The following is a 25,637-nucleotide window of genomic DNA, read 5'->3' as shown; positions in this document are numbered from 1 at the left end:
TATGTAAACCTCCCCGTACAGACGGCGACTGGCAGCCCCTATGACCTGGCGAAATGATGGAATTGGTAGCGAAGCCTGGTGGCAGGAGCAACAGACTCAGGGCATTCCGCGCATTGAGCCGCAGCAGGATGGCACCTGTCTGGTGACCTTCTTCTGGCGCGATCCGCAAGGCAGTGAAACCACCTCCCACACCCAGCGCGTGTGGATCAACATCACCGGCGTGACCGATCACCACCAGCGGCGCCCGCCGCAATCGCTGATGCGCGTCGCCAGTAGCGATGTCTGGTACTGGCAAACCGTGCTGCCGTCACACTGGCGCGGCAGCTACTGCCTGATGCCGGATCGGCAGGCCAGCGATTTCAGCGGCGAGCCTGACATGCATGCGCTGCGCCACTGGTGGCGCGAAAAATTCCCTGCCGCGCAGGCCGATGCGCTCAATCCGCTGCGCAGCTGGTCCGGCGGGCGCGGCATGGGCGTGTCACCGCTGCACCTGCCTGACGCGCCCGACCAGCAGGTGTGGCGTGCGGTGGATGAGGGCCGCGCCCCGGCGCTGACGCTGCAGGTGCAGCAGTGGGACAGCGCGCTGCTCGGCAATCGTCGCCGGGTGTGGCTGTACGCCACAGGCGAGGCGCAGCACGGCCCGCGTCCGCTGGCGATACTGCTCGATGGTCAGTTCTGGGCGCAGCAGATGCCGATCGCCGGCCCGCTGCAGCAGCTGACCGCCGCGGGCAAGCTGCCGCCGGCGGTCTACCTGTTTATCGACATCATCGATCGCGAACACCGCAGCCGCGAGCTGCCATGCAATCCGCAATTCTGGCAGGCGGTGCAGCAGGAGCTGTTGCCGCAGGTGGCACGCTGGATGCCGTACGATGCGCAGCCGGCGCGCACGCTGGTCGCCGGACAAAGCTTCGGCGGTCTGGCCGCGGTGTTTGCCGCACTGCACTTTCCCCACACCTTTGGTAATGCGCTCAGCCTGTCCGGCTCCTTCTGGTGGCCGGAGCGCGGTAACCCGCATGGCTGGCTGCTGCAGGCGCTGGACCATGGCCTGGCACCTCGCCAGCCGCTGCGTTTCTGGCTGGAGGCAGGCCAGCGTGAAGGCCTGATTCTGCAAGCCAATCAACAATTACAACAACAACTTACCGCTGCCGGCTATCAGGTGCATTACCAGCCGGTAGAGGGCGGGCATGACGCGCTGTGCTGGCGCGGTGGCCTGCTCGACGGTCTGCAAGCTTTGTGGCGCAATCCAAATTCATTCATCACGCCAGACGTGAACCGGAGCGACAGTAAATTCTCTGATGAACGACACTATGATTGACCAACAAACTCTGCCGCTGGTGGCGGCGCAGCCTGGCATCTGGATCGCCGACCAGCTCAGCCGCCATCACAACGCTTACGCGGTCGCGCACTTTGTCGAACTGCGCGGCGACATCAACAGTGCGCTGCTGGCGCAGGCCATCGTCGACGGCATGCAGGAAGCCGATACCCTGAATATGGCGTTCGGCGAAATCGACGGCGAGCCGCTGCAGTGGCCGCAGCCGCAGACCTTCAGCCTGCCAGACATCGTTGATCTGCGCAGCGAAGCGGATGCCGCTGCCGCCGCGCGCGCCCTGATGCGTGCCGATATGCAGGGTGACCTGCGCGTGCTGAGCGGCGCACCGCTGTGGCACCATCGTCTGTTCCGCCTCGGCGAGCAGCACTGGTTCTGGTATCAGCGCTATCACCATCTGGTGGTGGATGGCTTTAGCTTTACCGCGCTCACGCGCCGCATCGCCAATCTGTACAGCGCCGCCGTACAGCAGCAGCCGCCTGAGCCGACACCGTTTATTCCGTTCAGCGCCGTGGTTGACGAGTATCAGCGCTATCAGCAATCGGCGTCTTACACACGTGACGGCGAATTCTGGCGCGAAAAAGGCCGCGCCCTGCCCGCGCCCGCCTCGCTGTCGCCGCTGCCGCTGGCCGGTCAGAGCGCCAGCACCGATCTGCTGCGTCACAGCGTTACGCTGGATCGTCACCGCTTCCAGACGCTGACCAGCCAGCATCCACAGCACAGCGCCGCCGATCTGGCCTTTGCGCTGGTAGCGCTGTGGCTGGCTCGTCTCAGCGGACAAAATGATTTTGCTGCTGGCTTCATCTTCATGCGCCGCATCGGCTCCGCCGCGCTGTGCGCCACCGGTCCGGTGATCAACGTGCTGCCGATGGCGGTGCACTATCAGCCGGGACAAACGCTCGGCGATCTCGCCGCTCAGCTGGCCGCGGAAGTGAAAAAAATGCGCCGTCATCAGCGCTACGATGCTGAACAGGTGCAGCGCGATCTCGGCCGCCTCGGCGATAGCGATCCGCTGTATGGCCCGGTGATCAACCTGAAGATGTTTGACTACCAGCTTGATTTCGCTGGCATTGAAGGCATCACGCATCAGCTGGCCTCCGGCCCGGTGCGCGACCTGGAAATCGCGATTTACCTCAGCGAGCACGGCGATCTGACGCTGGAGCTGCTGGCGAACGCGCAGCGCTATGCTGCCGAGACGCTGCAGCGCCATGCCAGCCGCTTTGCCCTGCTGCTCAGCCAGCTGGCCGCGCAGCCGCAGCGCGCGCTGGGCGAGCTCGATCTGCTGACGCCAGCGGAGCAGCAGCAGATTGCGGCCATCAATCAGACCGCCCATCCGCTGCCGGCGGAAACCCTGGCGTCGCTGCTGGCGCAGCAGGCGCAGCGCACGCCGGACGCACCGGCGCTGGCCGATGCGCAGCACCAGCTGAACTATCGCCAGATGCAGCAGCAGGTATTCGCGCTGGCGGCCGATCTCAGTGCGGCCGGCGTGCAGCGGGGTGATATCGTCGCCGTGGCGCTGCCGCGTTCAGTGCAGCTGTCGCTGGCGCTGCAGGCGATTGTGACGCTCGGGGCCGCTTATCTGCCGCTGGATACCGGCTATCCTGACGAGCGGCTACAGCTGATGCTGGAAGACGCCGCGCCCAAAACGCTGATTACCGCTGCCGCACTCAGTGCCCGCTTCCGCGCCATCGCGCCGGTCAGTCAGCTGCACTTTGACACCCTGTATAATGCCGAACATGCACCGGCCCCGGCCAGCGCGCCGACGCCGCAGGATGGCGCGTACATCATCTATACCTCCGGCTCTACCGGCCGGCCGAAAGGCGTGCTGGTCGGCCATCAGGCGATCGTTAATCGCCTGCTGTGGATGCAGGATCGTTATCCGCTGCAGGCGGATGACGTGGTGCTGCAGAAAACACCGAGCAGCTTTGATGTCTCGGTGTGGGAGTTCTTCTGGCCGCTGCTGGTCGGCGCGCAGCTGGTGATGGCGCCGCCGGATGCACACCGCGATCCGGAAGCCTTACAGCAACTGTTTGCCCGCTACAAAGTCACCACCACGCATTTCGTACCCTCGATGCTGGCGGCCTTTGTCGCGGCGCTCGACCACCCGGCCGCGATAGCGTGCTGCGCCAGCCTGCGCAACGTGTTCTGCAGCGGTGAAGCATTGCCCACCGATCTGTCGCGCAGCTGGGAAACATTGACCCGCGTGCCGCTGCACAATCTGTATGGGCCGACCGAAGCGGCCGTTGATGTCAGCTGGTATCCGGCGTATGGCGCGGCGCTGGCAGCCGTCGATGGCCCGAGCGTACCGATCGGCTTCCCGGTGTGGAACACCGGCCTGCGCATTCTTGATGCGCAAATGCAGCCGGTGCCGCCGGGCGTGGCCGGCGATCTCTATCTTACCGGCATTCAGCTGGCGCACGGCTATCTCAACCGGCCGGAGCTGACCGCCAGCCGCTTTATCGCCGACCCGTACGCCGCTGGCGAGCGCATGTACCTGACCGGCGACGTAGCGCGCTGGCTGGACAACGGTGCGGTGGAGTATCTCGGACGCAGCGATGACCAGCTGAAGATCCGCGGTCAGCGCATTGAGCTGAACGAGATCGATCATGCGCTGTGCGCCCAGCCCGGCATTGAGCAGGCGGTGACGCATGCGGTGGTGCTGGGCAGTGCGGCGGCACAGGGCGATGCGCGTCAGCTGGTGGGCTACGTGGTGGCGCCTCAGCCGGTGGATGGCGATGCGCTGCGTCAGGCGCTGGCACAGCAGCTACCGGCACACATGGTGCCGGTGGCCATCGTCCAGCTGGAGGCGCTGCCGCTCAGCAGCAACGGCAAACTGGATCGCAAAGCGCTGCCGCTGCCGCAGAGCACCACGCAGCGCCAGGGGCGAGCGCCACTGCCCGGTTTAGAGAGCACGCTGGCCGCAGCGTTCTGCCGCCTGCTGGCCTGCGACACGATCGGTGCGCAGGATGATTTCTTTGCGCTCGGTGGCCATTCGCTGCTGGCGATGCGCCTGGCCGCGCAGCTGCGCCGCGAGCTCCAGCTGCCGGTCTCGGTTGGGCAGATCATGATTGCCCCGACGGTGGAAAAACTGGCGACGCTGCTGAGCGATGGACAATCCCATCAGCAGGCGGGCTTTGAAGCGGTGCTGCCGCTGCGTAAAGGCAGCGGACCGACGCTGTTCTGCTTCCACCCGGCGTCCGGCTTCGCCTGGCAGTTCAGCGTGCTGCAGCGTTACCTTGACCCACGCTGGTCACTGGTCGGCATTCAGTCGCCTGATACTCAGGGACCGCTGAATCAGAGCGCGCACCTCAATGAGGTCTGTGAGGCGCATTTGCGCACGCTGCGCGAGGTGCAACCGCACGGGCCCTACTATTTCCTCGGCTACTCGCTGGGCGGTACGCTGGCGCAGGGCATTGCTGCCCGGCTGGAAGCGGCGGGTGAAGAAGTCGCCTTCCTTGGCCTGCTCGACACCTGGCCGCCGGAAACGCAGAACTGGGATGAGAAGCGCGGCGAGAATGTGCTGGATCCGGCGGTGCTGGAGGAGGTGAATCGCGAGCGCGAACAGTTTATCGCCGCGCAGCGCCATCAGGCCGGTGAAGAGATGCAGGCCATGTTCGATACCATCGAAGCCAACTACGCCAGCTCGGTGCGTCTGCTGGCCACGGCGCGCAGCGCACGCTTCGGCGGCCGCGCTACGCTGTTCCTCGCCGAACAGACGCAGCAGCCAGGCCAGGATGCGCGCCGCGCCTGGGCGCCCTATGTCGGTGAGCTGACGGTGTGGCCGATGGATTGCGCCCACGTCGAGATTATCTCGCCTCGCATGTTTGAGCAGATCGGGCCGCTGTTGCAGCAGTTGCTGGCGTAGCGGTTTTGCCCTAACCCTCTCCCGGCGGGAGAGGGAACCGTATGGCAGAAAACGTTTACACCACAGCCCCTTTCCCGCCTTAGCGCCCGCGCCCCAGCGGCACAATCATTGGCGTATGCGCCACCGGATCCTCAACAATCACACAGCGTAATCCGTACACCTGCTCAATCAGTGCTGGCGTCACAATCTCGCCAGGCTTGCCCTCGGCAATGATCTTCCCGTGACGCATGGCGATCAGATGGGTGGCGTAGCGGCAGGCGTGATTAAGGTCGTGCAGCACCACCACCAGCGTGCGGCCATGCTGCTGGTTGAGCGTCTGCATCAGCTCAAGCAGCTCAATCTGGTGGGTAATATCCAGCCAGGTGGTGGGCTCATCCAGCAGCAGCAGCGGCGTCTGCTGCGCCAGCACCATGGCGATCCATACGCGCTGACGCTGCCCGCCGGACAGGGTATCGACCGCCTGTTGCGCCAGGTCCGCCACGCCGGTGGCCAGCATCGCCTGCTGCACCGCCGCTTCATCCTCCGCGCGCCAGCGGCCAAACAGTGACTGATGCGGATAACGTCCGCGCGCCACCAGCTCGCTCACGCTGATGCCCGCCGGTGCGTTTGAACTCTGCGGCAGCAGGCCAAGACGGCGCGCCACTTCTTTGGTGGGATAACGTGCAATCGCCTCGCCGTCCAGCAGCACGTCGCCTTTCAGCGGTGCCTGCAGGCGGCTGAGAGTACGCAGCAGGGTGGATTTACCGCAGGCGTTAGGGCCGATAATCACGGTCAGCTCCCCTTGCGGAATCGCCACCGACAGATTTTCCGCCACCACTTTTTTGTCATAACCCAGCGTCAGGCCTTCGCCATACAGCCGTGAAGGAATATCGATCATTGGCGTCGCGCCTCCCGCACCAGTAACGCAATCAGATAGAGTCCGCCCAGGCTGACGGTAATCACGCCAACCGGCAGTTGATAAGGCAGGAACAGATGCTGCGCGGCATAATCGGCGGCGCACAACAGCAGCGCGCCGCACAGCGCCGCCAGCCATAATGCGCCTTTTTCCCCGCCGCTCAGCCGGCGCGCAATCTGCGGGGCCAGCAGCGCCACGAACGAGATCGGCCCCGCCAGCGCGGTGGAGGCCGCGGTCAGCAGCACGCCCAGCAGCATCAGCCACAGGCGGCTGCGCTCCACCGGCACGCCGAGCGCGCAGGCGGTGTCGTCGCCCATCTCCAGCAGACGCATGCGCCGCGTTAACAGCGCCACCAGCAGCAGCGACAGCAGCAGCACCGTCACCACCGGCGGCGTTTTCGCCCAGGTGATGCCGTTGAGCGAGCCGGCGCTCCACAGCCCGGCGCTGAGCGCCGACTCCAGCGAAGCGCTGATAATCAGCCAGGCATTGAGCGCCATCAGCAGCGCGCGCACGCTGATGCCCACGATGATTAACCGAAACGTTTCCACCCCGTTGCGCCAGGCAAACAGATACACCAGCGCAGCCGTCGCGATACCGCCGATCAGCGCGGCCCCGGTCATCGCGGTAATACTTTGATTGAACAGCACCAGCGCCACCAGCACACCGCTATAAGCCCCGGTATTGAAGCCGAGAATGTCCGGGCTGCCGAGCGGGTTACGCAGCAGCGACTGAAAAATTGCCCCGCTGACACCCAGCGCCGCACCGATCAGCAGCGCCATCAGCACGCGCGGCAGCCGCCACTCCACCACAATCAGCTGCACGTTGGCCGCTCCCTGCCCGCGCAGCGCCTGCCACACCTGCTCCGCCGTAATCGGCAGCGCACCGCGCGTCAGCGCCAGCCACGTCAGCAGCGCACACGCTAATAGCAGCCAGCCGCCATGCAACCAGGCGCGCCGCGTCATAGTCCACCTCGCCCGCGCTGGCGCCGTACCAGCAAAATCAGCATCGGCGCGCCAAGGATGGCGGTCACTATTGAGACACGCAGTTCCCCTGCCACCATCATCCGCCCCAGAATATCCGCCGCCAGCAGCAGCGCCGGGGTGATCAGCGCCGTCGCCGGCAGCAGCCAGCGGTGATCGTTGCCCACCAGCCAGCGGGCAAAATGCGGCGTCATCAGGCCGATAAAAGCGATCGGCCCGACGGCGGCGGTCGCCGCGCCGCTCAGTAAGGCAATCGCCAGCAGGCCCAGCAGTTGGGTGCGCACCACGCGCGTGCCCAGCGCCGCCGCCATATCGCCGCCCATGCTCAGGCTGTTCAGCGATTGCGCCAGCCCCAGCGCCAGCGCCGCACCGGCCAGCACCGCCGGGCTCAGGATGCGCAACACGCTGAAATCGCGGATATCCAGCGAGCCGCTTTGCCAGAAGCGCAGGTGATCGTAAATGTCCGGATTGAGCAGCGACAGGCCGGAGGTTAAGCCCTCCAGCACCGCAGCCAGCGCCACGCCCGCCAGCGTCAGACGCACCGGATTGACGCGCCCGCCGCCCATCGCGCCAATCACCGTCATCAGCAGCGCCGCCAGCAGCGCGCCGCTGAAGGCCAGCGTCAGCCACTGCAGCGGGGAGTCTGCTCCCAGCAGCGCGATGCCGAGCACGATGGCAAAACCGGCACCGGCGTTCACGCCCAGAATGCCCGGCTCGGCCAGCGGATTACGCGTCAGGCTCTGCATCAGCGCGCCCGCCAGCCCCAGCGCCACACCCGCCAGCAGACCGGCCAGCGTGCGCGGCAGGCGCGCATCGCGCACGATGATGCACTCCGCGCTGGAGCAGGAGGCGGTGAGAGCGTGATACACATCGGAAAGCGGTATTGATTTGGCACCCAGCATCAGACTGAGCGCCATGAGGAGCAAAAGCAGAATCCCTGAGCCTGCTAATGCACGGATCTGGCGCATAGCGTTCTAAACCTTCACTGTTCGACGTCGTTGCGGTGCAACGTAATGTGATAATGATATTTGTTATCGTTATTACTCGCGTTTGCCTATGTTACCATGAGTCGCCTCGCGGATGATGAGGAAAATTGGTGCAAAAAGGCGAAACAATGAACAAACCCTCTCACTTTATCGATCTCTCACTGCTGAAAACCCACGCGGCGTTTCGCGCGGTGTTTATTGCGCGTTTTATCTCGATTGTGGCGCTCGGCATGCTGGCCGTTGCCGTGCCGGTGCAGATTCAGCAGATGACCCATTCACCGCTGCTGGTGGGCCTCGCCGTCACACTGTCCGCTGCCGGCATGTTTACTGGCCTGCTGACCGGCGGCGTGCTCGCCGATCGCTATGAGCGTAAGAAGTTGATCCTGTTTGCCCGCACCACCTGCGGACTGGGCTTTGTCGCGCTGGCGATAAATGCCGCGCTGCCCGCGCCTTCGCTGCTGGCGGTCTATCTGCTGGGCTTGTGGGACGGCTTTTTTGGCGCGATTGGCGTCACGGCGCTGCTGGCCGCTACGCCAGCGCTGGTGGGACGCGAAAACATCATGCAGGCCGGTGCCATTACCATGCTGACGGTGCGCTTCGGCTCGATTTTATCGCCGGCGATTGCGGGTGTGGTGATCGCGCACGGCGGCGTGCTGTGGAATTACGGACTGACCGCCTTCGGCACGCTGCTGACGGTGCTGACGCTGCTGAAGCTGCCTGCGCTGCCCCCGCCTCCGCAGCCGCGCGAGCACCCGCTGCGGGCGCTGGCAACCGGTGTGCAATTCCTGTTCGCCAGCCCGCTGGTCGGCATGGTGGCGCTGACCGGTGCGCTGGTAACGCTGGCCAGCGCCATCCGCGTGCTGTACCCGGCGCTGGCACCGCACTGGTCAGTCAGCGCCGACCAGCTCGGTATGCTGTACGCTGCCGTGCCGCTCGGTGCCGCCGTGGGTGCATTTACCAGCGGCAGGCTGAAACAGGCGGCGCGCCCGGGGCGGCTGGTGCTGGGCAGTGCCGTGGCCGGTTTCGTCGCCCTGGGCCTGTTCAGCCTGATGCCGACGCTGTGGCTGGCGCTGCTGTGTCTGGCGGGCTTCGGCTATTTCAGTGCTATCAACAGCCTGGTGCAATACGCGATGATTCAGCTGCTGACGCCGAATCATCTGCTGGGCCGCATCAACAGCCTGTGGACGGCGCAGAACGTGTGCGGCGATGCCCTCGGCGCCGCGCTGATTGGTGCCCTCGGTTCGTGGCTGTTACCGGCGCAGGCTGCCGCGGCGTTTGGCTGTGCCGCGACACTGCTTGGCGTCATGATGTGGCTGATGATGAAAGGATTGCGGCGCTATCAGGCGCCCGCGCCGGTGCTGGCGCAGCAAACATCATGATTTGACGAACAGCTGATGCAGACGCGTCAGCAGATTGCTGGCGCTGTAGTAATCCAGGCGGAAGGTGTCGATGCCCAGCGCATAGACCTGCTTATCGCGCACCGCCGCGTTTTGTGCCAGGAACGGGTTGCTCAGCACTGACTGCGCGGTTTTGTCATCGCCGGCAAACAGCAGGAAGCTGTGACCGGTCAGGCTGGCGGCGAGATTCTCGCCCGAGAGCTGAATAATGTCTTTGCGCTGGCCCATGCTGTGCCCCTGTTGCGTGCCGGCCGGCGGCTGCGCCAGGGTAAAACCGAGCTGCTGCAGCAGTTTGCCCTGCGCCGATGCGGCGGTCCACAGATTCACCGCCCGGCCATCACCGTTCCATACCATCGCGGAGACCGGCTGCGGCGGCAGCGTAATGGCCTGCTTCAGCGCCGCTTCGCGATCGTCGAACTCTTTTACGCGCTGCGCCGCCTGTGCTTCATGGCCGGTGGCCTGCCCCAGCAGCGTAACCACATCCTGCCAGCTCTTATCGTCGTAGTTGACCACCAGCGTGGGGGCAATGGCGGACAGCTGACTGACCAGCTTCAGGGCAGAGTCATTACCGGTGGCGCTGACGATGATCAGATCCGGGGCTTGCGCCGCAATCGCCTCGGCGCTCGGCTCACCAATGTACAGCCGCTTAACGTGGCGCTGCTTTGCCACCTCGCCCCACTGACGGAAAAAGCCCTGATCGTCGGCCAGGCGGCTTTTCGGTGCGGTCGCGCCTGAGGCGATGACCGGCGCGTCAATCGCCAGCAGCGAGCCAGTCAGCGTGACGCTGGTGGAGACAATGCGCTGTGGTGCCTGGTTAAGCGTTACCGTTCCGGTCGCGCCCTGTACGCTGCGCGGCCAGCCCTGGTCGGCCCGCGCTGTCCCTGACAGCGACTGGAAAATGAACAACAGGACAGCCATGCCCCATAAACCGCATTTATTCATAAGTTTTGATCCACCTTTTAGCTTAATGCCTGGCCCGGCGTCAGCCGCCGCTTACGTCTGACAGCACGGTAAATCCCGCGAATGGATTGACTCTTTGCCCCTTTCGACGTAGGTTACAGAGCCATAATAAAAATGATAATCATTCTTAATAATCTTATCATTTATAGGTGAAAATTATGGTGGAAAGCTCCACGTTTGAAAATGCCTGGCTGAAGGATTTTTCCGCGCTGTGCCGCGGTTTCCTTTTCACCTCGCCATGGCGCAGCCTGGCCACCCAGGGCTGCTATACCACGATCAACACGCCGGTGGGCGATGCCGCGCTGCTGCAGGGCGACTTTCAACAGCAGCTGCGCCAGCACTTTGCCGCGGCGAAAAAGCAGGGGATCGCCAATCCGCTGCTGGTGGGCGCGATTCCGTTTGACGTCAGCCAGCCAGCGTCGCTGTTCATACCCGAATCTTGGCAGAGCTTTAATCGCGCCGACCTGCAACAGGCGCTGCCGGCGCAGCAGAGCGATCTGCCGGCAGTGCGGCGGCGGACGGCAGTGCCAGACCACGCGGTGTTTACCCGCATGGTGGCCGACGCCGTTGCCACCATCCAGCGCGGCGATCCGGACAAAGTGGTGCTGTCGCGCCTGATGGATATCGTCACGGAGCAGCCGGTGGATACCGCCGCGCTGATGCAGCGCGTCATCGCGCAAAATCCCAATAGCTACCATTTCCATCTGCCGCTGGCGGAAGGCGGCGCACTGGTGGGCGCCAGCCCGGAACTGATGCTGCGCAAACAGGGGCGCGATTTCTCCTCCTGCCCGCTGGCCGGCTCGGCGCGCCGCCATCATGACGACGTCAGCGCCGATCGCGCGGCAGGTAACACCCTGATGGCGTCAGCCAAAGATCGCCACGAACATCAGCTGGTGACCGACGCGATGCGCAGCACGCTGCAGCCGCGTAGCCGCCTGCTGTCGGTGCCTACCGTGCCGTCGCTGATCACCACCGCCACGCTGTGGCATCTGGCGACGCAAATCGATGGCGAAGTGCAGGATGAGCGCGAAAACGCGCTGTCGCTGGCTGCGCTGCTGCACCCAACCCCGGCCCTGAGCGGCTTCCCGCACGCCCGCGCGCAGCAGCTGATTCAGCAGCTCGAACCCTTTGATCGCCAGCTGTTTGGCGGCATCGTCGGCTGGTGCGACAGCGAAGGCAATGGCGAATGGGTGGTGACCATTCGCTGCGGAACGGTAAACGGCACGCGCGTGCGGCTGTTTGCCGGCGCTGGCATCGTCGCCGACTCACAACCGGAATCAGAATGGCGTGAAACGGGTGTGAAGCTGGACACCATGTTGCGCGCTTTTGGACTGCAATAAAGGAACAAGCATGAGCATTCCCTTCAGCCGCTGGCCGGCACATCTGGCCGCGCGCTACCGCGAAAAAGGCTACTGGATCGACGTGCCGCTGACCGACATCATCGACCGCCATCGCGAAAACGACGCTATCGCCGTGATCGACGGCCCTTTGCAGCTCAGCTACCGCCAGCTGGCGCAACGCAGTGATAATCTGGCGGCGGCGCTGCAGCGGCGCGGTTTACAGCGCGGTGACACGGCGCTGGTGCAGCTCGGCAACGTGGCGGACTTTTACGTTACGCTGTTTGCGCTGTTTAAGCTGGGCGTGGTCCCGGTGTACGCACTGTTCAGCCATCAGCGCACTGAACTGCAGGCCTATGCGCAGCAGATTGCACCGAAACTGCTGATCGCCGATCGCCAGCACGCGCTGTTTGCCAGCGACGACTTCATCGCCACGCTGTGCGAGGCGCAGCCCACGCTGCAGCAGGTGATCCTGCGTAACGACGCGCAGGCGGAAAATACGCTGGCGTCGCTGCAGGATGAAGCGGCTGGCGATTTTATCGCGACACCGACGGCCGCCGATGAAGTGGCGTTTTTCCAGCTCTCCGGCGGCAGCACCGGCACGCCGAAGCTGATTCCGCGCACCCACAACGACTACTACTACAGCATCCGTGCCAGCGACGAGATTTGCCACATCAACGCCGACACGCGCTATCTGATCGCCCTGCCCGCGCCGCATAACTTCGCCATGAGTTCCCCCGGTTCGCTCGGGGTGTTCTATGCCGGTGGCCAGGTGATTCTCGCCGCGGACCCCAGCGCCACGCTCTGCTTCCCGCTGATTGAGCAGCACCAGGTGACCGATACCGGACTGGTGCCGCCGGCGGTCAGCCTGTGGTTGCAGGCAATTCAGGAGTGGGGCAGCAACACAGCGCTGGCCTCGCTGCAGCGCATTCAGGTGGGCGGAGCCAAACTGGGCGAAACGCTGGCCGCACGCATTCAGCGTGAAATCGGCTGCCAGCTGCAGCAGGTGTTTGGCATGGCGGAAGGGCTGGTTAACTACACGCGCTTCGGCGATGACGAGCAAACCATTCTGACTACTCAGGGGCGGCCGATTTCGGAAGATGACGAAGTGTGGGTGGCCGACGAGAACGGCAATCCGCTGCCGCCGGGCCAGGTGGGTCGCCTGATGACGCGCGGCCCTTACACCTTCCGGGGTTACTACAACAGCCCGGAGCACAATGCCGCCAGCTTCGACGCCAACGGTTTTTACTGCTCAGGCGATCTGATTGAGATCAACGCTCAGGGTTACATCACCGTACAGGGACGCGAAAAGGATCAGATCAACCGCGGCGGCGAGAAGATCGCGGCCGAAGAGATCGAAAACCTGCTGCTGCGCCATCCGGATGTGATCCACGCCGCGCTGGTGTCCATGCACGATGAGCTGATGGGTGAAAAGAGCTGTGCCTTCATTGTGGCACGCCAGCCGGTAAAACCGGTCGCGCTGCGCCGCCATCTGCGCGAGCTGGGCATTGCCGAATTCAAACTTCCCGACCGCATTACCTGCGTCGACGCCCTGCCGCTGACTCCGGTGGGCAAAGTGGATAAAAAACGTTTACGCCAACAGCTTGCTGAGCAGACGCAAGCCTGATTTTTTCCGGAGATTGTAATGGCTATTCCAAAACTGACGTCTTATGCGCTGCCCGCCGCCACTGAGCTGCCGGCTAACAAAGTACAATGGGCGCTGGAGCCGCAGCGCGCGGCGCTGCTGATTCACGATATGCAGGCCTATTTCCTCAACTTCTGGGGCGAAGACAGCCCGCTGGTGAATCAGGTGGTGGAGAACATTGCCCGCCTGCGCGCTTACTGCAAAGCGCAGGGCATTCCGGTGTTCTATACCGCCCAGCCCAACCAGCAAAGCGATGAGGATCGCGCGCTGCTGAATGATATGTGGGGACCGGGGCTGAACAAACATCCGGATCAGCAGAAGATCGTCGACGCGCTGGCGCCGGATCAGGACGATCAGGTGCTGACTAAATGGCGCTACAGCGCGTTCGTACGCTCGCCGCTGGAGTCTATCCTGCAGGAGATGGGCCGCGATCAGCTGATCATTACTGGCGTGTATGCCCACATCGGCTGCCTGACCACCGCTACCGACGCCTTCATGCGTAACATCCAGCCGTTTATGGTGGCCGATGCGCTGGCCGACTTCTCGCGCGACGAGCATATGATGGCGCTGACCTACACCGCAGGTCGCAGTGGCAAAGTGGTGATGACCGCCGACCTGATGCCGCTGCCACAGAGCAAGGACGCGCTGCGCGCGCTGATTCTGCCGCTGCTGGAAGATGATGACGTGCCGGAAGATGATGAAAACCTGATCGATTATGGGCTGGATTCGGTGCGCGTGATGGCGCTGGCGGCGCGCTGGCGTCAGGTGCACAGCGATATCGACTTCATCAGCCTGGCGAAAAACCCCAGCATTGATGGCTGGTGGGCGCTGCTGTCACGGGTGCCAGCATAATGAGCGCCTGTTTTGATTTCAGCGGAAAAATTGTCTGGGTGACCGGTGCCGGCAAAGGCATCGGCTATCACACCGCGCTGGCGTTCCATCAGGCCGGTGCGCAGGTGACCGGTTTTGATTTGCACTTTGGCCAGGATGACTATCCGTTTGCCACCTGCCAGCTGGATGTCGCCGACAGCGCTGCGGTGCGCGATTGCTGTCAGTCACTGCTGGCCAGCCAGCCGCGGCTGGATATCCTGGTGAACGGCGCGGGCATTCTGCGCATCGGCAGCACCGATGCGCTGTCGTTTACTGACTGGCAGGCGTGTCTCGCCGTCAACGCCGGCGGCGCGTTTAACCTGTTCCAGCAGACGCTGCCGGTCTTCCGCCAGCAGCGCGCTGGCGCGATTGTCACCATCGCCTCTAACGCCGCGCACGCCCCGCGCCTCGGCATGTCAGCCTATGGCGCGTCCAAAGCAGCGCTGCGCAGCCTGTGCCAGACGGTTGGGCTGGAGATGGCACCGTATGGCGTGCGCTGCAACATTGTCTCACCGGGATCAACCGATACCGATATGCAGCGCAGCCTGTGGCATACGCCGGAAGCCGAGCAGGAGATGATCAACGGTTTCCCGGATCAGTACAAGCTGGGGATCCCGCTGCGTAAGATCGCCCAGCCGCAGGAGATCGTGAACAATATCCTGTTCCTGGCCTCGGATCTTGCCAGCCACGTGGTGCTGCAGGATATTGTGGTGGACGGTGGCGCAACGCTGGGAGCCTGAGGCATGGCAATCTGGAAACGTACGGTGGATATCGCCACGCTGAATCAGCTGGGCGATAACTCGCTGGTGGCGCATCTGGGCATCGTGTTTACCGCCATCGGTGACGATTATCTGGAGGCCACCATGCCGGTAGACAGCCGCACGCAGCAGCCGTTTGGTCTGCTGCACGGCGGCGCGTCGGTGGTGCTGGCGGAGTCGATGGGCTCCATTGCCGGTTACCTGAGCGTGGAAGAAGGTAAAAGCGTTGTGGGCATTGAGGTGAGCGCCAGCCATCATCGGGCGGTGAGCAGCGGCGAGGTGCGCGGTGTTTGTCGTCCGCTGCATCTGGGGGCGCGCAATCAGAGCTGGCAGATTGAGATACGCAATGGTCGCGATCAGCTGTGTTGCAGTTCGCGGCTGACGGTGGCGGTGCTGGGGTAGGTTTGGTTCCGCTGCGGCCTGATGCCCTCACCCTGCCCTCTCCCACAGGGAGAGGGAATGATGGTGCGGGCTGGTGCTTTCTCCTGCGGGGAGAGGGATGATTGTGCGGGCTGGTGCTCTCTCCCGCGGGGAGAGGGAATGATTGTGCGGGCTGGTGCTCTCTCTTACGGGAGAGGGAATGATGGTGCGGGCTGGTGCTCTCTCCCACGGGGTGAGGGAATGATGGTGCGGGCTGGTGCTCTCTCCCACGGGGAGAGGGAATGATGGTGCGGGCTGGTGCTCTCTCCCGCGGGGAGAGGGAATGATGGTGCGGCCTGGTGCTCTGCGCTAAACAGCTATAAAAAAAGCGGCCATCTGGCCGCTTTTTTTTCTGACATCAACGCTGATAAATGATCTCGACGCCTTCGTCGTCGTCTTCATCCCAGTCGTCATCCCAGTCTTCGTCTTCTTCCACTTCCTGAGCATTTTCCAGCGCTTCACGGTGGTAATCATCCCACATGAAGGCCACTTTCTCCGGCTGCTTCGCTTCTTCTTCCGCTTCTTTTGGATTCGCGATGATAAAGCTCATCACATCCCAGCACAGCTCATTGACACCGTCACGGCTGGCGGCGGAGATCAGATAGTACTTCTCATCCCAGCCCAGCGCTTCGGCAATCGCTTTAGCGCGGCTTTCCGCCTCTTCACGGCTCAGCAGGTCAGTTTTATTGAACACCAGCCAGCGCGGTTTCTGGTACAGCTTGTCGCTGTATTTCTCCAGCTCGCCGAGAATGATGCGGGCGTTTTCTACCGGATCGGATTCGTCGATTGGCGCGATGTCGATGAGGTGCAGCAGCACACGGCAGCGCTCCAGATGCTTGAGGAAGCGAATGCCGAGGCCCGCGCCTTCTGCTGCGCCTTCAATCAGGCCGGGAATGTCGGCGACCACGAAGCTCTTTTCGCTGTCCATACGTACCACGCCGAGGCTTGGCACTAAGGTAGTGAACGGATAATCCGCCACTTTTGGCTTCGCCGCTGATACCGCGCGGATAAAGGTCGATTTACCGGCGTTAGGCAGCCCCAGCATCCCCACGTCTGCCAGCAGCATCAGCTCCAGCTGCAGGTCGCGCTTCTCGCCCGGCGTGCCCATGGTTTTCTGACGCGGCGTACGGTTCACGGACGATTTGAAGCGGGTGTTGCCCAGACCGTGCCAGCCACCTTTCGCCACCATCAGCTTCTGCTCATGGCGCGTCATGTCGCCCAGCGTTTCGCCCGTGCCCTGATCGATAACGCGCGTACCCACCGGCACTTTAACAATAATGTCTTTACCGCGTTTACCGGTACAGTCACGGCTCTGGCCATTCTGGCCGCGTTCGGCGCGGAAAGATTTTTCGAAACGATAATCGATCAGGGTGTTGAGGTTTTCATCCGCCAGCAGGTAAACATCGCCGCCGTCACCGCCGTCACCGCCGTCCGGTCCCCCTTTGGGAATGTACTTCTCGCGGCGGAAGCTGACGCAACCGTTGCCACCATCACCCGCGACCACCAGGATCGTCGCTTCATCAACAAACTTCATTTTTTATCTCCGTCACACTGTCGTTTGCGCCACGCTGCGGGCGACAAACGGGTCCGCCAGGGTCTTCTGCGCTGACCGGCGGCGGATAATACAGGATTGGCAAAGCCATGTGTACATAAAGTGTACAGCAAACTGAGGCGCAAGGTCAGCGTGATTGCCGTAACCTGCGGCAGAATGTAAAAAGCCCCGCAAAGCTGCGGGGCCTTCCATTCGTGTGTTCAGACGTTAATCGTCTGCGGCACAACAACCTTACTCAGCAACGATGCTGATGTATTTACGGTTGTTAGGACCTTTAACTTCGAATTTAACTTTGCCGTCTGCGGTAGCAAACAGAGTGTGGTCACGACCACAACCTACGTTGTTACCGGCGTGGAATTTGGTACCACGCTGACGAACGATGATGCTACCTGCCAGAACAGATTCACCACCGAAACGCTTAACACCCAGACGTTTTGCATTGGAGTCGCGACCGTTACGAGTCGAGCCACCAGCCTTTTTATGTGCCATTTGTCAGATCTCCTCTTACGCGCTGATCACAGTGATTTTCACATCAGTGAACCACTGACGGTGACCAGCTTGCTTACGGTAGTGTTTACGACGACGAAACTTAACGATTTTAATTTTCTCGCCACGACCGTGAGCAACAACTTCTGCCTTGATCACACCGCCTGAAACCAGTGGCGCGCCGATTTTCACGTCTTCGCCATTTGCAATCATCAGAACCTGGTCGAACTCGATGGTTTCACCGGTTGCGATGTCCAGCTTTTCCAGGCGAACGGTCTGACCTTCGCTTACTCGGTGTTGTTTACCACCACTTTGGAAAACCGCGTACATATAAAACTCCGCTTCTGCGCATGCCTTTCTGTTCATCAGGCGGCGCGATAAATATTCACAATAGGGCGCGAATTCTACGCAAAACTCCAGCAGAAGACAAGTGCACTTTGCACTCTCTTGCAGAAAAAAAGCGCAGGACGAATGCAAACGTTTCTCAACCCGATTTTTCAAGTACAATCAGTAACAGATTACCTGAACTCACGCTGGGTAAAAGCGCTTACCATGCAGAAAACGAGTCAAAGCTGAACAGACGAATGAACTTAGAACAGATTAACGAATTAACCGCGCAGGACATGGCGGCCGTCAACCAGACCATCCTCGACCAGCTGAATTCAGATGTCTCACTGATTAACCAGTTGGGCTATTACATCATCAGCGGGGGAGGCAAACGCATCCGTCCGATGATCGCGGTGCTGTCAGCACGCGCGCTGAATTATCAGGGATCGCTGCATGTGACCAATGCGGCGCTGATCGAATTTATCCACACGGCGACGCTGCTGCACGATGATGTGGTGGATGAATCCGATATGCGCCGTGGCAAAGCCACCGCTAACGCCGCGTTCGGCAATGCGGCGAGCGTGCTGGTCGGGGATTTTATCTATACCCGCGCCTTCCAGATGATGACCAGCATGGGATCGCTGAAGATCCTTGCACTGATGTCCGAAGCGGTGAACGTGATCGCCGAAGGGGAAGTGCTGCAGCTGATGAACTGCAACGATCCGGATATCACCGAAGAGAGCTACATGCGGGTGATCTACAGCAAAACCGCCCGCCTGTTTGAAGCCGCTTCGCAGGCTTCGGCGATCCTCGCGGAGGCCACGCCGGCGCAGGAGAAAGCGCTGCAGGATTATGGCCGCTATCTCGGTACGGCGTTTCAGCTGATCGACGATCTGCTGGATTACAGCGCCGACGGCGAGACGCTGGGCAAAAATACCGGTGATGATCTGAGCGAAGGCAAGCCGACGCTGCCGCTGCTGCACGCCATGCACAACGGCACGCCCGAGCAGGCGCAGATGATCCGCAAGGCGATCGAAGAGGGTAATGGTCGTCATCTGCTGGAGCCGGTGCTGGCGGCAATGCAGCAAACCGGTTCGCTGGAATGGACGCGCAAACGCGCCGAAGAAGAGGCGGATAAAGCCATCGCCGCGCTACAGGCACTGCCAGAAACGCCGTGGCGCAGCGCACTGGAAGCACTGGCGCATATGTCGGTGCAGCGCGATTTCTGACCTGCTACGGGGCCGTCCGGCCCCGTTTTTATTTCTCTCCCCTGCTCTGCCCGTCTGATTACATTCCCTTGCAGCATTTTTGCGAAAAACTGCGCAGTTTCGTGCACAGGCAAAACAATTACTGGAAACATATGGAAATTATTTGCTATAAAAATCCGGATTTTTCCAGTTATCTCTGCGCAGGAGAGCCACAGCGCTGCAGAGATGGAGCACTAACACGGACACGGAGAAGAGAGTTATGCATGCAAGGAGAGAAGACTGGCATCCGGCAGATATCATTGCGGCCCTGCGCAAGCGCGGTACGTCACTGGCCGCCCTGTCACGTCAATCTGGCCTCAGTTCATCGACGCTGGCCAACGCGCTGTCGCGCCCCTGGCCCAAAGGTGAATGGCTGATCGCCACGGCGCTGAAGGTCCATCCTTCCGAGATCTGGCCCAGCCGCTATTTTGATCCGGTCACACAGCGTCTGCTGGATCGTAAAAAACGCATTCGATCGCCCCAGGATCTGAAAAAGATCGCCTCACGCGGGTAAAGCAAAAAAAACCAGCCACGCTGTCGTGACTGGTTTTCATGCCTGGCAATCAGGACAAAGGGTTACTCGCCGCTGACGCGCTCGATGTTGGCGCCTAACGCTTTCAGCTTGTCTTCAATGTGCTCGTAGCCACGATCGATGTGGTAGATACGATCCACCAGCGTCGCACCTTCTGCAATGCAGCCTGCCAGTACCAGACTGGCTGACGCACGCAGATCGGTCGCCATCACCTGCGCGCCGGACAAGGTTTCAACACCGTGACAGATAGCGGTGTTGCTTTCGATTTCGGCGTGCGCACCCATACGAATCAGCTCCGGGATGTGCATGAAGCGGTTTTCGAAGATGGTCTCGGTAATCACGCCGGTGCCTTCAGCCACCAGGTTGAGCAGCGTAAACTGCGCCTGCATGTCGGTCGGGAAACCCGGGTGCGGTGCGGTACGGATGTTAACCGCTTTCGGACGCTTGCCGTGCATATCCAGGCTCACCCAGTCTTCGCCAACTTCAATCTCCGCACCCGCGTCACGCAGTTTCGCCAGCACGGCGTCCAGCGTGTCTGGCTGCGCATTGCGGCACACCACTTTGCCGCGCGAGATAGCGCCGGCCACGAGGAAGGTGCCGGTTTCGATACGGTCCGGCAACACACGATAGACGCCGCCGCCGAGGCGCTCAACGCCCTCGATGGTGATTTTGTCGGTGCCGGCGCCGCTGATTTTCGCGCCCAGCGTGTTAAGGAAGTTTGCCGTGTCGACAATCTCCGGTTCACGCGCCGCGTTTTCAATGATGGTGGTGCCCGTCGCCAGCGTTGCGGCGCTCATGATGGTCACGGTCGCGCCCACGCTGACCTTATCCATCACAATGTGCGCGCCCTTCAGGCGGCCATCCACAGAGGCTTTAACATAGCCCTCTTCCAGTTTGATCTCGGCACCCAGCTGCTCCAGGCCGGTAATGTGCAGATCGACCGGACGCGCACCAATCGCACAGCCGCCCGGCAGAGAAACCTGGCCCTGGCCAAAACGCGCCACCAGCGGCCCCAGCGCCCAGATGGAGGCGCGCATGGTTTTCACCAGATCGTACGGTGCACTGAAGACATTAACTTCGCGCGCATCAACGTGGACCGAACCATTGCGTTCCACGCGCGCACCGAGCAGGCTCAGCAGCTTCATGGTGGTATCGATGTCACGCAGCTTCGGCACGTTCTGAATCTCTACCGGCTCTTCAGCCAGCAGCGCAGCAAACAGAATCGGCAGCGCAGCATTCTTCGCCCCGGAAATGGTCACTTCACCGCTTAAACGGGTGGGGCCTTGCACACGAAATTTGTCCATTAACACGGCTCTCAATTATCTATCAACAAAACAGCCAGAGTGGCGCTTAGAAACCGTTGAGTTTACGGTCGCGCGCCCACTCGGCTGGGGTATAAGTCTTGATGGACACCGCATGAATACGGTTATCCGCAATGTATTCCATCAGCGGCGCGTACACAGCCTGCTGTTTCTTTACGCGGCTCAGCTCGCCAAACATTTCGCCCACGGCAATGACCTGGAAATGGCTGCCATCGTTGCTGAGAACATGTACTTCTTCTAACGGCAGCGCCTGCATTAGCACGGCCTGAACTTCACTATTTTCCATCGCTCATTGCTTCACTTGATAATAATAAGGCGGATATCTTAGAGGAAAGCGCCTGACTCTTAAATACGCAAAAGCCCCTGAAAAAATAAGGGGCTTTGTCAGCAGCGCCGTTAATCAGGCGATTTGTTCCGCAGAAACAATAATCTGCTGCAGGTTGTACAGCTTGATTAACGAGTCGAGCTTATCGGTGATACCACTGAAAAGCGGCGTCGTGCCCTGCGCCCGCGCGATTTCGCGCAGATGCACCAGCAGCGCCAGTCCGGCAGAATCAACCCGATCCAGCGCCGCCACGTCAATCGTAGTGATACCGGCCATGGCGCTGTCACGCGCCTGCCACAGCGCCAGCAGCGTATCGCGGTCCAGTTTGCCGCTCAGGGCCAGCGTGCTGGCAGTGCGCTGCCAGCGTAACGGTTCGCTCATTATTGCTGCTTGTCCAGGGTGATAGGCTGCGCGGCATAGGTTTTCAGCTGCGCAGTCAGGCCGTCGATGCCTTTGGTGCGCAGCAGATCGCTCCACTCATTCTGTTTGGTGGTGATCATGCTGATGCCTTCGGCAATCATGTCATAAGCCTGCCAGTTGCCGGTCTGGCTGTTCTTGCGCCACTGGAAATCAAGGCGCACCGGCGGACGACCGTTGGGATCGATGATGGTGACGCGAATCGCCACGATATTGGCATCGCCAATCGGCTGCTCAGGCTGAATCTGGTAAGTCTGGCCGTGATACAACGCCAGCGCCTGACCATAAGCCTGCGCCAGATAATCCCCGAACGCGGCAAAATAGGCGTCGCGCTGCGCCGGCGTGGCTTCACGGTAGTAACGACCCAGTACCAGCGCCCCCGCGTATTTAATCTGCACGTACGGCAGCAGCTCCTGGCGCACGATTTCGCGCAGGTAATTCGGATCCTGCTTAATCTTCGGCTGTTCGTTCTTCAGGCGGGTAAAGGTCTTCTCCGCCGCTTCGTTCATCATCTTGTACGGATTGCTCTGGTTGGCGTCCGCTGCGTTTGCCGCCAGCGGCGCGATGGCCAGCAGGGCCACCATCAGGAAACGTTTTAACATCGTGTTGTACCTCTCTGGGTTATTCCGTTGTAGCAGGTGCTGCCGGGGCGCTCGCGCTGGCGGCGCCCGACGATTTCTCATTGTCCTTGTTGTCGCCGCTCTTATAGAGGAACTGGCCGATCAGGTCTTCCAGCACCAGCGCCGATTTGGTATCCCGCAGCGTGCCGCCATCTTTCAGCATCGCCGAGCCAAGCTCCGGATCGTCAAAACCTAAGTTGAGCGCGAGGAACTGCTCACCCAGCAGACCCTGGGTGCGAATCGCCAGCGAGCTGGTGTCAGGAATTTTATTGGCATACTGTTCGCTGATGTCCATGGTGACGCGCGGCGACAGCGTTTTGTCATCCAGTGAAATGTCAGTGACGCGGCCAATCACCACGCCGCCAATTTTCACCGGCGAGCTGACTTTCAGGCCGCCGATATTATCGAAGGTGGCGTACAGCTTCCACGTTGGCTCAGTACCCAGCGATTTAAGATCGGCGACGCGCAGGCTGAGGAACAGCAGCGCCAGCAGCGCAGCCAGCATAAACACGCCAACCCAGATTTCGTTTTTTTTGCTTTGCATTGCATTAATTCCCAAACATCAGTGCCGTCAGCACAAAATCCAGTCCAAGCACCGCCAGCGAAGCATGGACTACGGTACGCGTCGTCGCGCGACTGATCCCTTCCGAAGTCGGGATGGCGTCATACCCATTGAACAGCGCGATCCAGGTCACCGTGATGGCAAACACCGCGCTCTTGATAAGGCAGTTGATCACATCGGTACGAAAATCCACCGCGTTCTGCATCGCCGACCAGAAAAAGCCCGGGTCGATGCCTTTCCAGGCCACCCCGACCAGCGCGCCACCGGCAATGCCCACCGCGGTAAAGATCAGCGCCAGCAGCGGCATACTGATAAAGCCGGCCCAGAAGCGCGGCGAGACCACGCGGCGCAGCGGATCGACCGCCATCATCTCCATGCTGGAGAGCTGCTCAGTGGCTTTCATCAGGCCAATTTCCGCAGTGAGCGCCGAGCCGGCGCGTCCGGCAAACAGCAGCGCGGTGACCACCGGCCCCAGTTCGCGCAGCAGCGACAGCGCCACCAGCATACCCAGGCTGGTTTCCGCGCTGTAAGTGGTGAGTACCAGATAGCCCTGCAGCCCCAGCACCATGCCAATGAACAGGCCGGAGACCACAATGATCAGCAATGACAGCACGCCCACGCTATACAGCTGCTTCACCAGCAGCGGCGCATGCTTACGAAACGCCGGTTTACCCACCAGCGCATGGAAGAGCATTAAGCCCGCCCGGCCAAAGGCCGCACAGGTGTTAATTCCCTGACGCCCAAATGACGCCAGTGCCTGTAACCACATCAGTTTAGCTTCTCCCTGTGCGGGTCAGATCGCTGAGGTAATCCCCGGCAGCGAAGCGGAACGGCACCGGACCATCCGCATGACCCTCAATAAACTGGCGCACGCGCGGATCGGGATTCTCCCTCAGCTGCGGCGCACTACCCTGAGCAATAATCTTTTGCCCGGCAACAATATAGGCATGGTCGGCAATGCTCAAGACCTCTGGCACGTCGTGTGAAACCACAATGCAGGTGACGCCCAGCGAATGGTTGAGCTCATCGATCAGCTTGACCAGCACGCCCATGGTAATGGGATCCTGGCCGACAAAGGGTTCGTCGAACATGATCAGCTCCGGCTCCAGCGCAATTGCACGCGCCAGCGCCGCCCGGCGCGCCATGCCGCCGGAGAGTTCGGCCGGCATCAGCTGGGCGGCGCCGCGCAGTCCCACAGCTTCCAGCTTCATCATTACCGTGCTGTGCAGTAATTCCGCTGGCAGCCGGGTGTGTTCGCGCAGCGGCCAGGCAACGTTTTCATAGACGTTAAGGTCGGTGAACAGCGCACCGGACTGGAACAGCATGCTCATTTTTTTACGCACGTCATACAGCTTACGGCGCGACAGCGTCGGAATGTTCTGGTCACGAAACCAGATCTCACCTTTGTCCGGCTGCAGCTGCCCGCCAATCAGGCGCAGCAGGGTGGTTTTACCGATGCCGGAAGGGCCCATAATCGCCGTGACTTTGCCCGCCGGAACGGTCAGCGAAATGTCGTCGAAGATGGTGCGATTGCCGCGCGTAAAACTGACGCCACGAACCTCAACCAGATTCGTTTGCTGCTGGATCATCATTACCTCTTTAAACGGATCGGGCGTAATTAACGTGGTGGATGGTAGCCTGGTAAACCACAATGCACGATAGTTTTACAGAAACTTACCCGTCCGGTGTGGCGAAAACGGCCTTAAAATTTACTTTTGCCTCTCAGACAGTCAAAATCAGCGCCTGATTCCGCACGCGCACTGCTTTTACCTGTCGGACAAGGTTTGCCGGCACCGTTATCCATCAAGGATTTTTCATGTTCGTAGCCACTGCCCTGCTGTTTATCGGATTGATTTTACTGGCTTACGGAGCTGACCGCCTGGTGTTCAGCGCCGCGATCCTGTGTCGATCCCTTGGCATTCCCCCGTTGATCATTGGCATGACGGTGGTGAGCATTGGCACTTCACTGCCGGAGCTGATCGTCTCGTTCTCTGCCGCGCAGCATGGTCAGATGGATTTAGCCGTGGGTACCGCGCTGGGCTCGAACATCACCAATATTCTGCTGATTCTGGGTGGCGCTGCGCTGCTGCACCCTTTAACCGTACACTCCAATCTGATTCGCCGCGAACTCCCTCTGCTGCTGCTGGTCTCACTGCTCAGCGGCATCATGCTGTTTGATAACCAGCTCAGCCGGCTGGATGGCGTGGCACTGCTGCTGCTGGCGCTGGGTTATCTGCTGGTGGCGATCCGCATCGCCCGGCGGGCCGAGCGCGATAATAATGACACCCTGACGCGTGAACAACTGGCGGAGCTGCCGCGCGACGAAAGCGGCAACACGGTGGCGTTTCTCTGGCTGGCGGTGGCGCTGATTATTCTGCCGATGTCGACGCGCATGGTGATCGACAACGCCACGGTGTTTGCGGATTACTTCGGCGTTAGCGAACTGGTGATGGGACTGACGCTGATTGCTGTCGGTACCAGTCTGCCGGAACTGGCCACGGTGCTGGCCGGCGCGCTGAAAGGCGAAGACGATATCGCCATCGGCAACCTGATTGGCGCCAATATCTTCAATCTGGCGATTGTGCTGGGCCTGCCGGCGCTGGTGCATCCCGGCGCGATCGATGCGCACGCCTTTGCACGGGATTACTGGATTATGCTGGGCGTCAGCGTGCTGTTCGCCCTGCTGTGCCTGCTGCGCAAGCGCCGCATCGGCCGCGTAGCGGGCACGCTGCTGTTAGGTGGATTTATCGTGTGGGTGCTGTGGCTGTGGCTCAGCCCCACGCTTATCGCAAGCTATTAAGGATGAC

At 61.3% G+C, this 25,637-nt stretch carries 25 protein-coding genes; 11 read left to right on the top strand and 14 right to left on the bottom strand.

Annotation, left to right across the window (positions count from 1 at the left end; genetic code table 11):
• Window positions 1-40: 40 nt before the first annotated feature.
• Together fes and CBW22_RS03350 are read left to right on the top strand one after the other, a co-directional pair.
• Entirely contained in the window at window positions 41-1,315 is a 1,275-nt protein-coding gene (gene fes / locus CBW22_RS03355) for an enterochelin esterase (protein WP_088516025.1), read from the top strand.
• Window positions 1,308-5,192, top strand: coding sequence for an enterobactin synthase subunit F (locus CBW22_RS03350; protein ID WP_254919467.1), 3,885 nt, complete (start codon window positions 1,308-1,310; stop codon window positions 5,190-5,192). Before fes ends, CBW22_RS03350 begins: the two co-directional genes overlap by 8 nt.
• A 79-nt stretch (window positions 5,193-5,271) precedes the next feature.
• Here CBW22_RS03350 and CBW22_RS03345 read toward each other — a convergent pair whose 3' ends face one another.
• From CBW22_RS03345 to fepD, 3 genes are read right to left on the bottom strand one after another with little or no spacing between them, the layout of a single operon-like run.
• Window positions 5,272-6,069 (bottom strand): ATP-binding cassette domain-containing protein, encoded by a 798-nt coding sequence (locus CBW22_RS03345; RefSeq protein WP_058780378.1) that lies wholly within the window; start codon window positions 6,067-6,069, stop codon window positions 5,272-5,274.
• Complete coding sequence (gene fepG, locus CBW22_RS03340) at window positions 6,066-7,049, bottom strand: iron-enterobactin ABC transporter permease (RefSeq protein ID WP_058759584.1); 984 nt, start codon at window positions 7,047-7,049, stop codon at window positions 6,066-6,068. Before fepG ends, CBW22_RS03345 begins: the two co-directional genes overlap by 4 nt.
• Complete coding sequence (gene fepD, locus CBW22_RS03335) at window positions 7,046-8,035, bottom strand: Fe(3+)-siderophore ABC transporter permease (protein WP_088516023.1); 990 nt, start codon at window positions 8,033-8,035, stop codon at window positions 7,046-7,048. Before fepD ends, fepG begins: the two co-directional genes overlap by 4 nt.
• 146 nt (window positions 8,036-8,181) lie before the next feature.
• Here fepD and entS point away from each other — a divergent pair, with 146 nt between their 5' ends.
• Window positions 8,182-9,432, top strand: a complete 1,251-nt coding sequence (gene entS, locus CBW22_RS03330) for an enterobactin transporter EntS (protein WP_088516022.1) — start codon at window positions 8,182-8,184, stop codon at window positions 9,430-9,432.
• On the opposite strand, the gene fepB is transcribed toward entS, so the two are convergent.
• Window positions 9,427-10,392, bottom strand: a complete 966-nt coding sequence (gene fepB / locus CBW22_RS03325; protein ID WP_088516021.1) for a Fe2+-enterobactin ABC transporter substrate-binding protein — start codon at window positions 10,390-10,392, stop codon at window positions 9,427-9,429. The genes entS and fepB overlap by 6 nt on opposite strands.
• A 179-nt stretch (window positions 10,393-10,571) precedes the next feature.
• Here fepB and CBW22_RS03320 point away from each other — a divergent pair, with 179 nt between their 5' ends.
• The 5 genes from CBW22_RS03320 to CBW22_RS03300 are packed head-to-tail and all read left to right on the top strand — an operon-like array spanning window position 10,572 to window position 15,422.
• Window positions 10,572-11,750, top strand: coding sequence for an isochorismate synthase (locus CBW22_RS03320; RefSeq protein ID WP_370515556.1), 1,179 nt, complete (start codon window positions 10,572-10,574; stop codon window positions 11,748-11,750).
• Between the two features lie 10 nt (window positions 11,751-11,760).
• Window positions 11,761-13,374: a (2,3-dihydroxybenzoyl)adenylate synthase gene (locus tag CBW22_RS03315; protein WP_088516020.1), complete on the top strand. Its 1,614-nt coding sequence runs from the start codon at window positions 11,761-11,763 to the stop codon at window positions 13,372-13,374.
• An 18-nt stretch (window positions 13,375-13,392) separates the two neighbouring features.
• Window positions 13,393-14,244, top strand: coding sequence for an isochorismatase family protein (locus tag CBW22_RS03310; protein ID WP_088516019.1), 852 nt, complete (start codon window positions 13,393-13,395; stop codon window positions 14,242-14,244).
• Window positions 14,244-15,002, top strand: coding sequence for a 2,3-dihydro-2,3-dihydroxybenzoate dehydrogenase (dhbA, locus tag CBW22_RS03305; RefSeq protein ID WP_088516018.1), 759 nt, complete (start codon window positions 14,244-14,246; stop codon window positions 15,000-15,002). Before CBW22_RS03310 ends, dhbA begins: the two co-directional genes overlap by 1 nt.
• Window positions 15,003-15,005: 3 nt before the next feature.
• Complete coding sequence (locus CBW22_RS03300; RefSeq protein WP_088516017.1) at window positions 15,006-15,422, top strand: hotdog fold thioesterase; 417 nt, start codon at window positions 15,006-15,008, stop codon at window positions 15,420-15,422.
• A gap of 376 nt (window positions 15,423-15,798) precedes the next feature.
• Here CBW22_RS03300 and cgtA read toward each other — a convergent pair whose 3' ends face one another.
• The 3 genes from cgtA to rplU all read right to left on the bottom strand — a co-directional run bounded on the left by cgtA (window position 15,799) and on the right by rplU (window position 17,808).
• Window positions 15,799-16,974: an Obg family GTPase CgtA gene (gene cgtA / locus CBW22_RS03295; RefSeq protein ID WP_058759590.1), complete on the bottom strand. Its 1,176-nt coding sequence runs from the start codon at window positions 16,972-16,974 to the stop codon at window positions 15,799-15,801.
• Window positions 16,975-17,223: 249 nt separating this feature from the next.
• Window positions 17,224-17,481: a 50S ribosomal protein L27 gene (gene rpmA / locus CBW22_RS03290; RefSeq protein ID WP_006121751.1), complete on the bottom strand. Its 258-nt coding sequence runs from the start codon at window positions 17,479-17,481 to the stop codon at window positions 17,224-17,226.
• A gap of 15 nt (window positions 17,482-17,496) precedes the next feature.
• Window positions 17,497-17,808: a 50S ribosomal protein L21 gene (gene rplU / locus CBW22_RS03285; RefSeq protein ID WP_021507728.1), complete on the bottom strand. Its 312-nt coding sequence runs from the start codon at window positions 17,806-17,808 to the stop codon at window positions 17,497-17,499.
• A 254-nt stretch (window positions 17,809-18,062) separates the two neighbouring features.
• Between rplU and ispB the strand changes: the two genes are divergently transcribed.
• Together ispB and CBW22_RS03275 are read left to right on the top strand one after the other, a co-directional pair.
• Window positions 18,063-19,034, top strand: coding sequence for an octaprenyl diphosphate synthase (gene ispB, locus CBW22_RS03280; protein ID WP_021507729.1), 972 nt, complete (start codon window positions 18,063-18,065; stop codon window positions 19,032-19,034).
• A gap of 238 nt (window positions 19,035-19,272) precedes the next feature.
• Window positions 19,273-19,566 (top strand): helix-turn-helix domain-containing protein, encoded by a 294-nt coding sequence (locus CBW22_RS03275; RefSeq protein ID WP_088516016.1) that lies wholly within the window; start codon window positions 19,273-19,275, stop codon window positions 19,564-19,566.
• A 62-nt stretch (window positions 19,567-19,628) separates the two neighbouring features.
• Here the strand turns inward: CBW22_RS03275 and murA are convergent, their stop codons facing one another.
• The 7 genes from murA to mlaF form a co-directional block, all read right to left on the bottom strand.
• On the bottom strand, window positions 19,629-20,888 hold the full coding sequence (gene murA / locus CBW22_RS03270) for a UDP-N-acetylglucosamine 1-carboxyvinyltransferase (protein WP_021507731.1): 1,260 nt from the start codon (window positions 20,886-20,888) through the stop codon (window positions 19,629-19,631).
• A 46-nt stretch (window positions 20,889-20,934) separates the two neighbouring features.
• Window positions 20,935-21,192 carry a BolA family iron metabolism protein IbaG gene (ibaG, locus tag CBW22_RS03265; RefSeq protein WP_007886637.1) on the bottom strand — a complete coding sequence of 86 codons (258 nt, stop codon included), beginning with the start codon at window positions 21,190-21,192 and terminating at the stop codon, window positions 20,935-20,937.
• A gap of 114 nt (window positions 21,193-21,306) precedes the next feature.
• Entirely contained in the window at window positions 21,307-21,612 is a 306-nt protein-coding gene (gene mlaB, locus CBW22_RS03260) for a lipid asymmetry maintenance protein MlaB (protein ID WP_021507732.1), read from the bottom strand.
• The gene (gene mlaC, locus CBW22_RS03255; protein WP_021507733.1) at window positions 21,612-22,250 is read right to left on the bottom strand and encodes a phospholipid-binding protein MlaC; all 639 of its coding nucleotides are present in this window, start codon (window positions 22,248-22,250) and stop codon (window positions 21,612-21,614) included. The genes mlaB and mlaC overlap by 1 nt, the downstream gene beginning before the upstream one ends.
• A 19-nt stretch (window positions 22,251-22,269) precedes the next feature.
• The gene (gene mlaD, locus CBW22_RS03250) at window positions 22,270-22,812 is read right to left on the bottom strand and encodes an outer membrane lipid asymmetry maintenance protein MlaD (RefSeq protein WP_021507734.1); all 543 of its coding nucleotides are present in this window, start codon (window positions 22,810-22,812) and stop codon (window positions 22,270-22,272) included.
• Between the two features lie 4 nt (window positions 22,813-22,816).
• Window positions 22,817-23,599 carry a lipid asymmetry maintenance ABC transporter permease subunit MlaE gene (gene mlaE, locus CBW22_RS03245; protein ID WP_021507735.1) on the bottom strand — a complete coding sequence of 261 codons (783 nt, stop codon included), beginning with the start codon at window positions 23,597-23,599 and terminating at the stop codon, window positions 22,817-22,819.
• 4 nt (window positions 23,600-23,603) lie between these two features.
• Window positions 23,604-24,419 carry a phospholipid ABC transporter ATP-binding protein MlaF gene (mlaF, locus tag CBW22_RS03240; protein WP_021507736.1) on the bottom strand — a complete coding sequence of 272 codons (816 nt, stop codon included), beginning with the start codon at window positions 24,417-24,419 and terminating at the stop codon, window positions 23,604-23,606.
• Between the two features lie 227 nt (window positions 24,420-24,646).
• Here mlaF and CBW22_RS03235 point away from each other — a divergent pair, with 227 nt between their 5' ends.
• A complete protein-coding gene (locus CBW22_RS03235; protein WP_058774893.1) occupies window positions 24,647-25,630 on the top strand; it encodes a calcium/sodium antiporter in 984 nt (327 codons plus the stop codon).
• Window positions 25,631-25,637 lie beyond the last annotated feature (7 nt).

The sequence above is a fragment of the Pantoea sp. VS1 genome, assembly GCF_002207995.1.
Taxonomy (GTDB): domain Bacteria; phylum Pseudomonadota; class Gammaproteobacteria; order Enterobacterales; family Enterobacteriaceae; genus Pantoea; species Pantoea dispersa.
Note: the sequence above shows the minus strand (reverse complement) of the source record. Positions and strands in the feature narration are given on the sequence as shown.

What these genes read in the sequence shown, in the direction of transcription:
- fes (WP_088516025.1), top strand. Translation starts at nt 41, where the DNA reads ATGACCTGGCGAAATGATGGAATTGGTAGCGAAGCCTGGTGGCAGGAG.
- CBW22_RS03350 (WP_254919467.1), top strand. Translation starts at nt 1,308, where the DNA reads ATGATTGACCAACAAACTCTGCCGCTGGTGGCGGCGCAGCCTGGCATC.
- CBW22_RS03345 (WP_058780378.1), bottom strand. Translation starts at nt 6,069, where the DNA reads ATGATCGATATTCCTTCACGGCTGTATGGCGAAGGCCTGACGCTGGGT.
- fepG (WP_058759584.1), bottom strand. Translation starts at nt 7,049, where the DNA reads ATGACGCGGCGCGCCTGGTTGCATGGCGGCTGGCTGCTATTAGCGTGT.
- fepD (WP_088516023.1), bottom strand. Translation starts at nt 8,035, where the DNA reads ATGCGCCAGATCCGTGCATTAGCAGGCTCAGGGATTCTGCTTTTGCTC.
- entS (WP_088516022.1), top strand. Translation starts at nt 8,182, where the DNA reads ATGAACAAACCCTCTCACTTTATCGATCTCTCACTGCTGAAAACCCAC.
- fepB (WP_088516021.1), bottom strand. Translation starts at nt 10,392, where the DNA reads ATGAATAAATGCGGTTTATGGGGCATGGCTGTCCTGTTGTTCATTTTC.
- CBW22_RS03315 (WP_088516020.1), top strand. Translation starts at nt 11,761, where the DNA reads ATGAGCATTCCCTTCAGCCGCTGGCCGGCACATCTGGCCGCGCGCTAC.
- CBW22_RS03310 (WP_088516019.1), top strand. Translation starts at nt 13,393, where the DNA reads ATGGCTATTCCAAAACTGACGTCTTATGCGCTGCCCGCCGCCACTGAG.
- dhbA (WP_088516018.1), top strand. Translation starts at nt 14,244, where the DNA reads ATGAGCGCCTGTTTTGATTTCAGCGGAAAAATTGTCTGGGTGACCGGT.
- CBW22_RS03300 (WP_088516017.1), top strand. Translation starts at nt 15,006, where the DNA reads ATGGCAATCTGGAAACGTACGGTGGATATCGCCACGCTGAATCAGCTG.
- cgtA (WP_058759590.1), bottom strand. Translation starts at nt 16,974, where the DNA reads ATGAAGTTTGTTGATGAAGCGACGATCCTGGTGGTCGCGGGTGATGGT.
- rpmA (WP_006121751.1), bottom strand. Translation starts at nt 17,481, where the DNA reads ATGGCACATAAAAAGGCTGGTGGCTCGACTCGTAACGGTCGCGACTCC.
- rplU (WP_021507728.1), bottom strand. Translation starts at nt 17,808, where the DNA reads ATGTACGCGGTTTTCCAAAGTGGTGGTAAACAACACCGAGTAAGCGAA.
- ispB (WP_021507729.1), top strand. Translation starts at nt 18,063, where the DNA reads ATGAACTTAGAACAGATTAACGAATTAACCGCGCAGGACATGGCGGCC.
- CBW22_RS03275 (WP_088516016.1), top strand. Translation starts at nt 19,273, where the DNA reads ATGCATGCAAGGAGAGAAGACTGGCATCCGGCAGATATCATTGCGGCC.
- murA (WP_021507731.1), bottom strand. Translation starts at nt 20,888, where the DNA reads ATGGACAAATTTCGTGTGCAAGGCCCCACCCGTTTAAGCGGTGAAGTG.
- ibaG (WP_007886637.1), bottom strand. Translation starts at nt 21,192, where the DNA reads ATGGAAAATAGTGAAGTTCAGGCCGTGCTAATGCAGGCGCTGCCGTTA.
- mlaB (WP_021507732.1), bottom strand. Translation starts at nt 21,612, where the DNA reads ATGAGCGAACCGTTACGCTGGCAGCGCACTGCCAGCACGCTGGCCCTG.
- mlaC (WP_021507733.1), bottom strand. Translation starts at nt 22,250, where the DNA reads ATGTTAAAACGTTTCCTGATGGTGGCCCTGCTGGCCATCGCGCCGCTG.
- mlaD (WP_021507734.1), bottom strand. Translation starts at nt 22,812, where the DNA reads ATGCAAAGCAAAAAAAACGAAATCTGGGTTGGCGTGTTTATGCTGGCT.
- mlaE (WP_021507735.1), bottom strand. Translation starts at nt 23,599, where the DNA reads ATGTGGTTACAGGCACTGGCGTCATTTGGGCGTCAGGGAATTAACACC.
- mlaF (WP_021507736.1), bottom strand. Translation starts at nt 24,419, where the DNA reads ATGATCCAGCAGCAAACGAATCTGGTTGAGGTTCGTGGCGTCAGTTTT.
- CBW22_RS03235 (WP_058774893.1), top strand. Translation starts at nt 24,647, where the DNA reads ATGTTCGTAGCCACTGCCCTGCTGTTTATCGGATTGATTTTACTGGCT.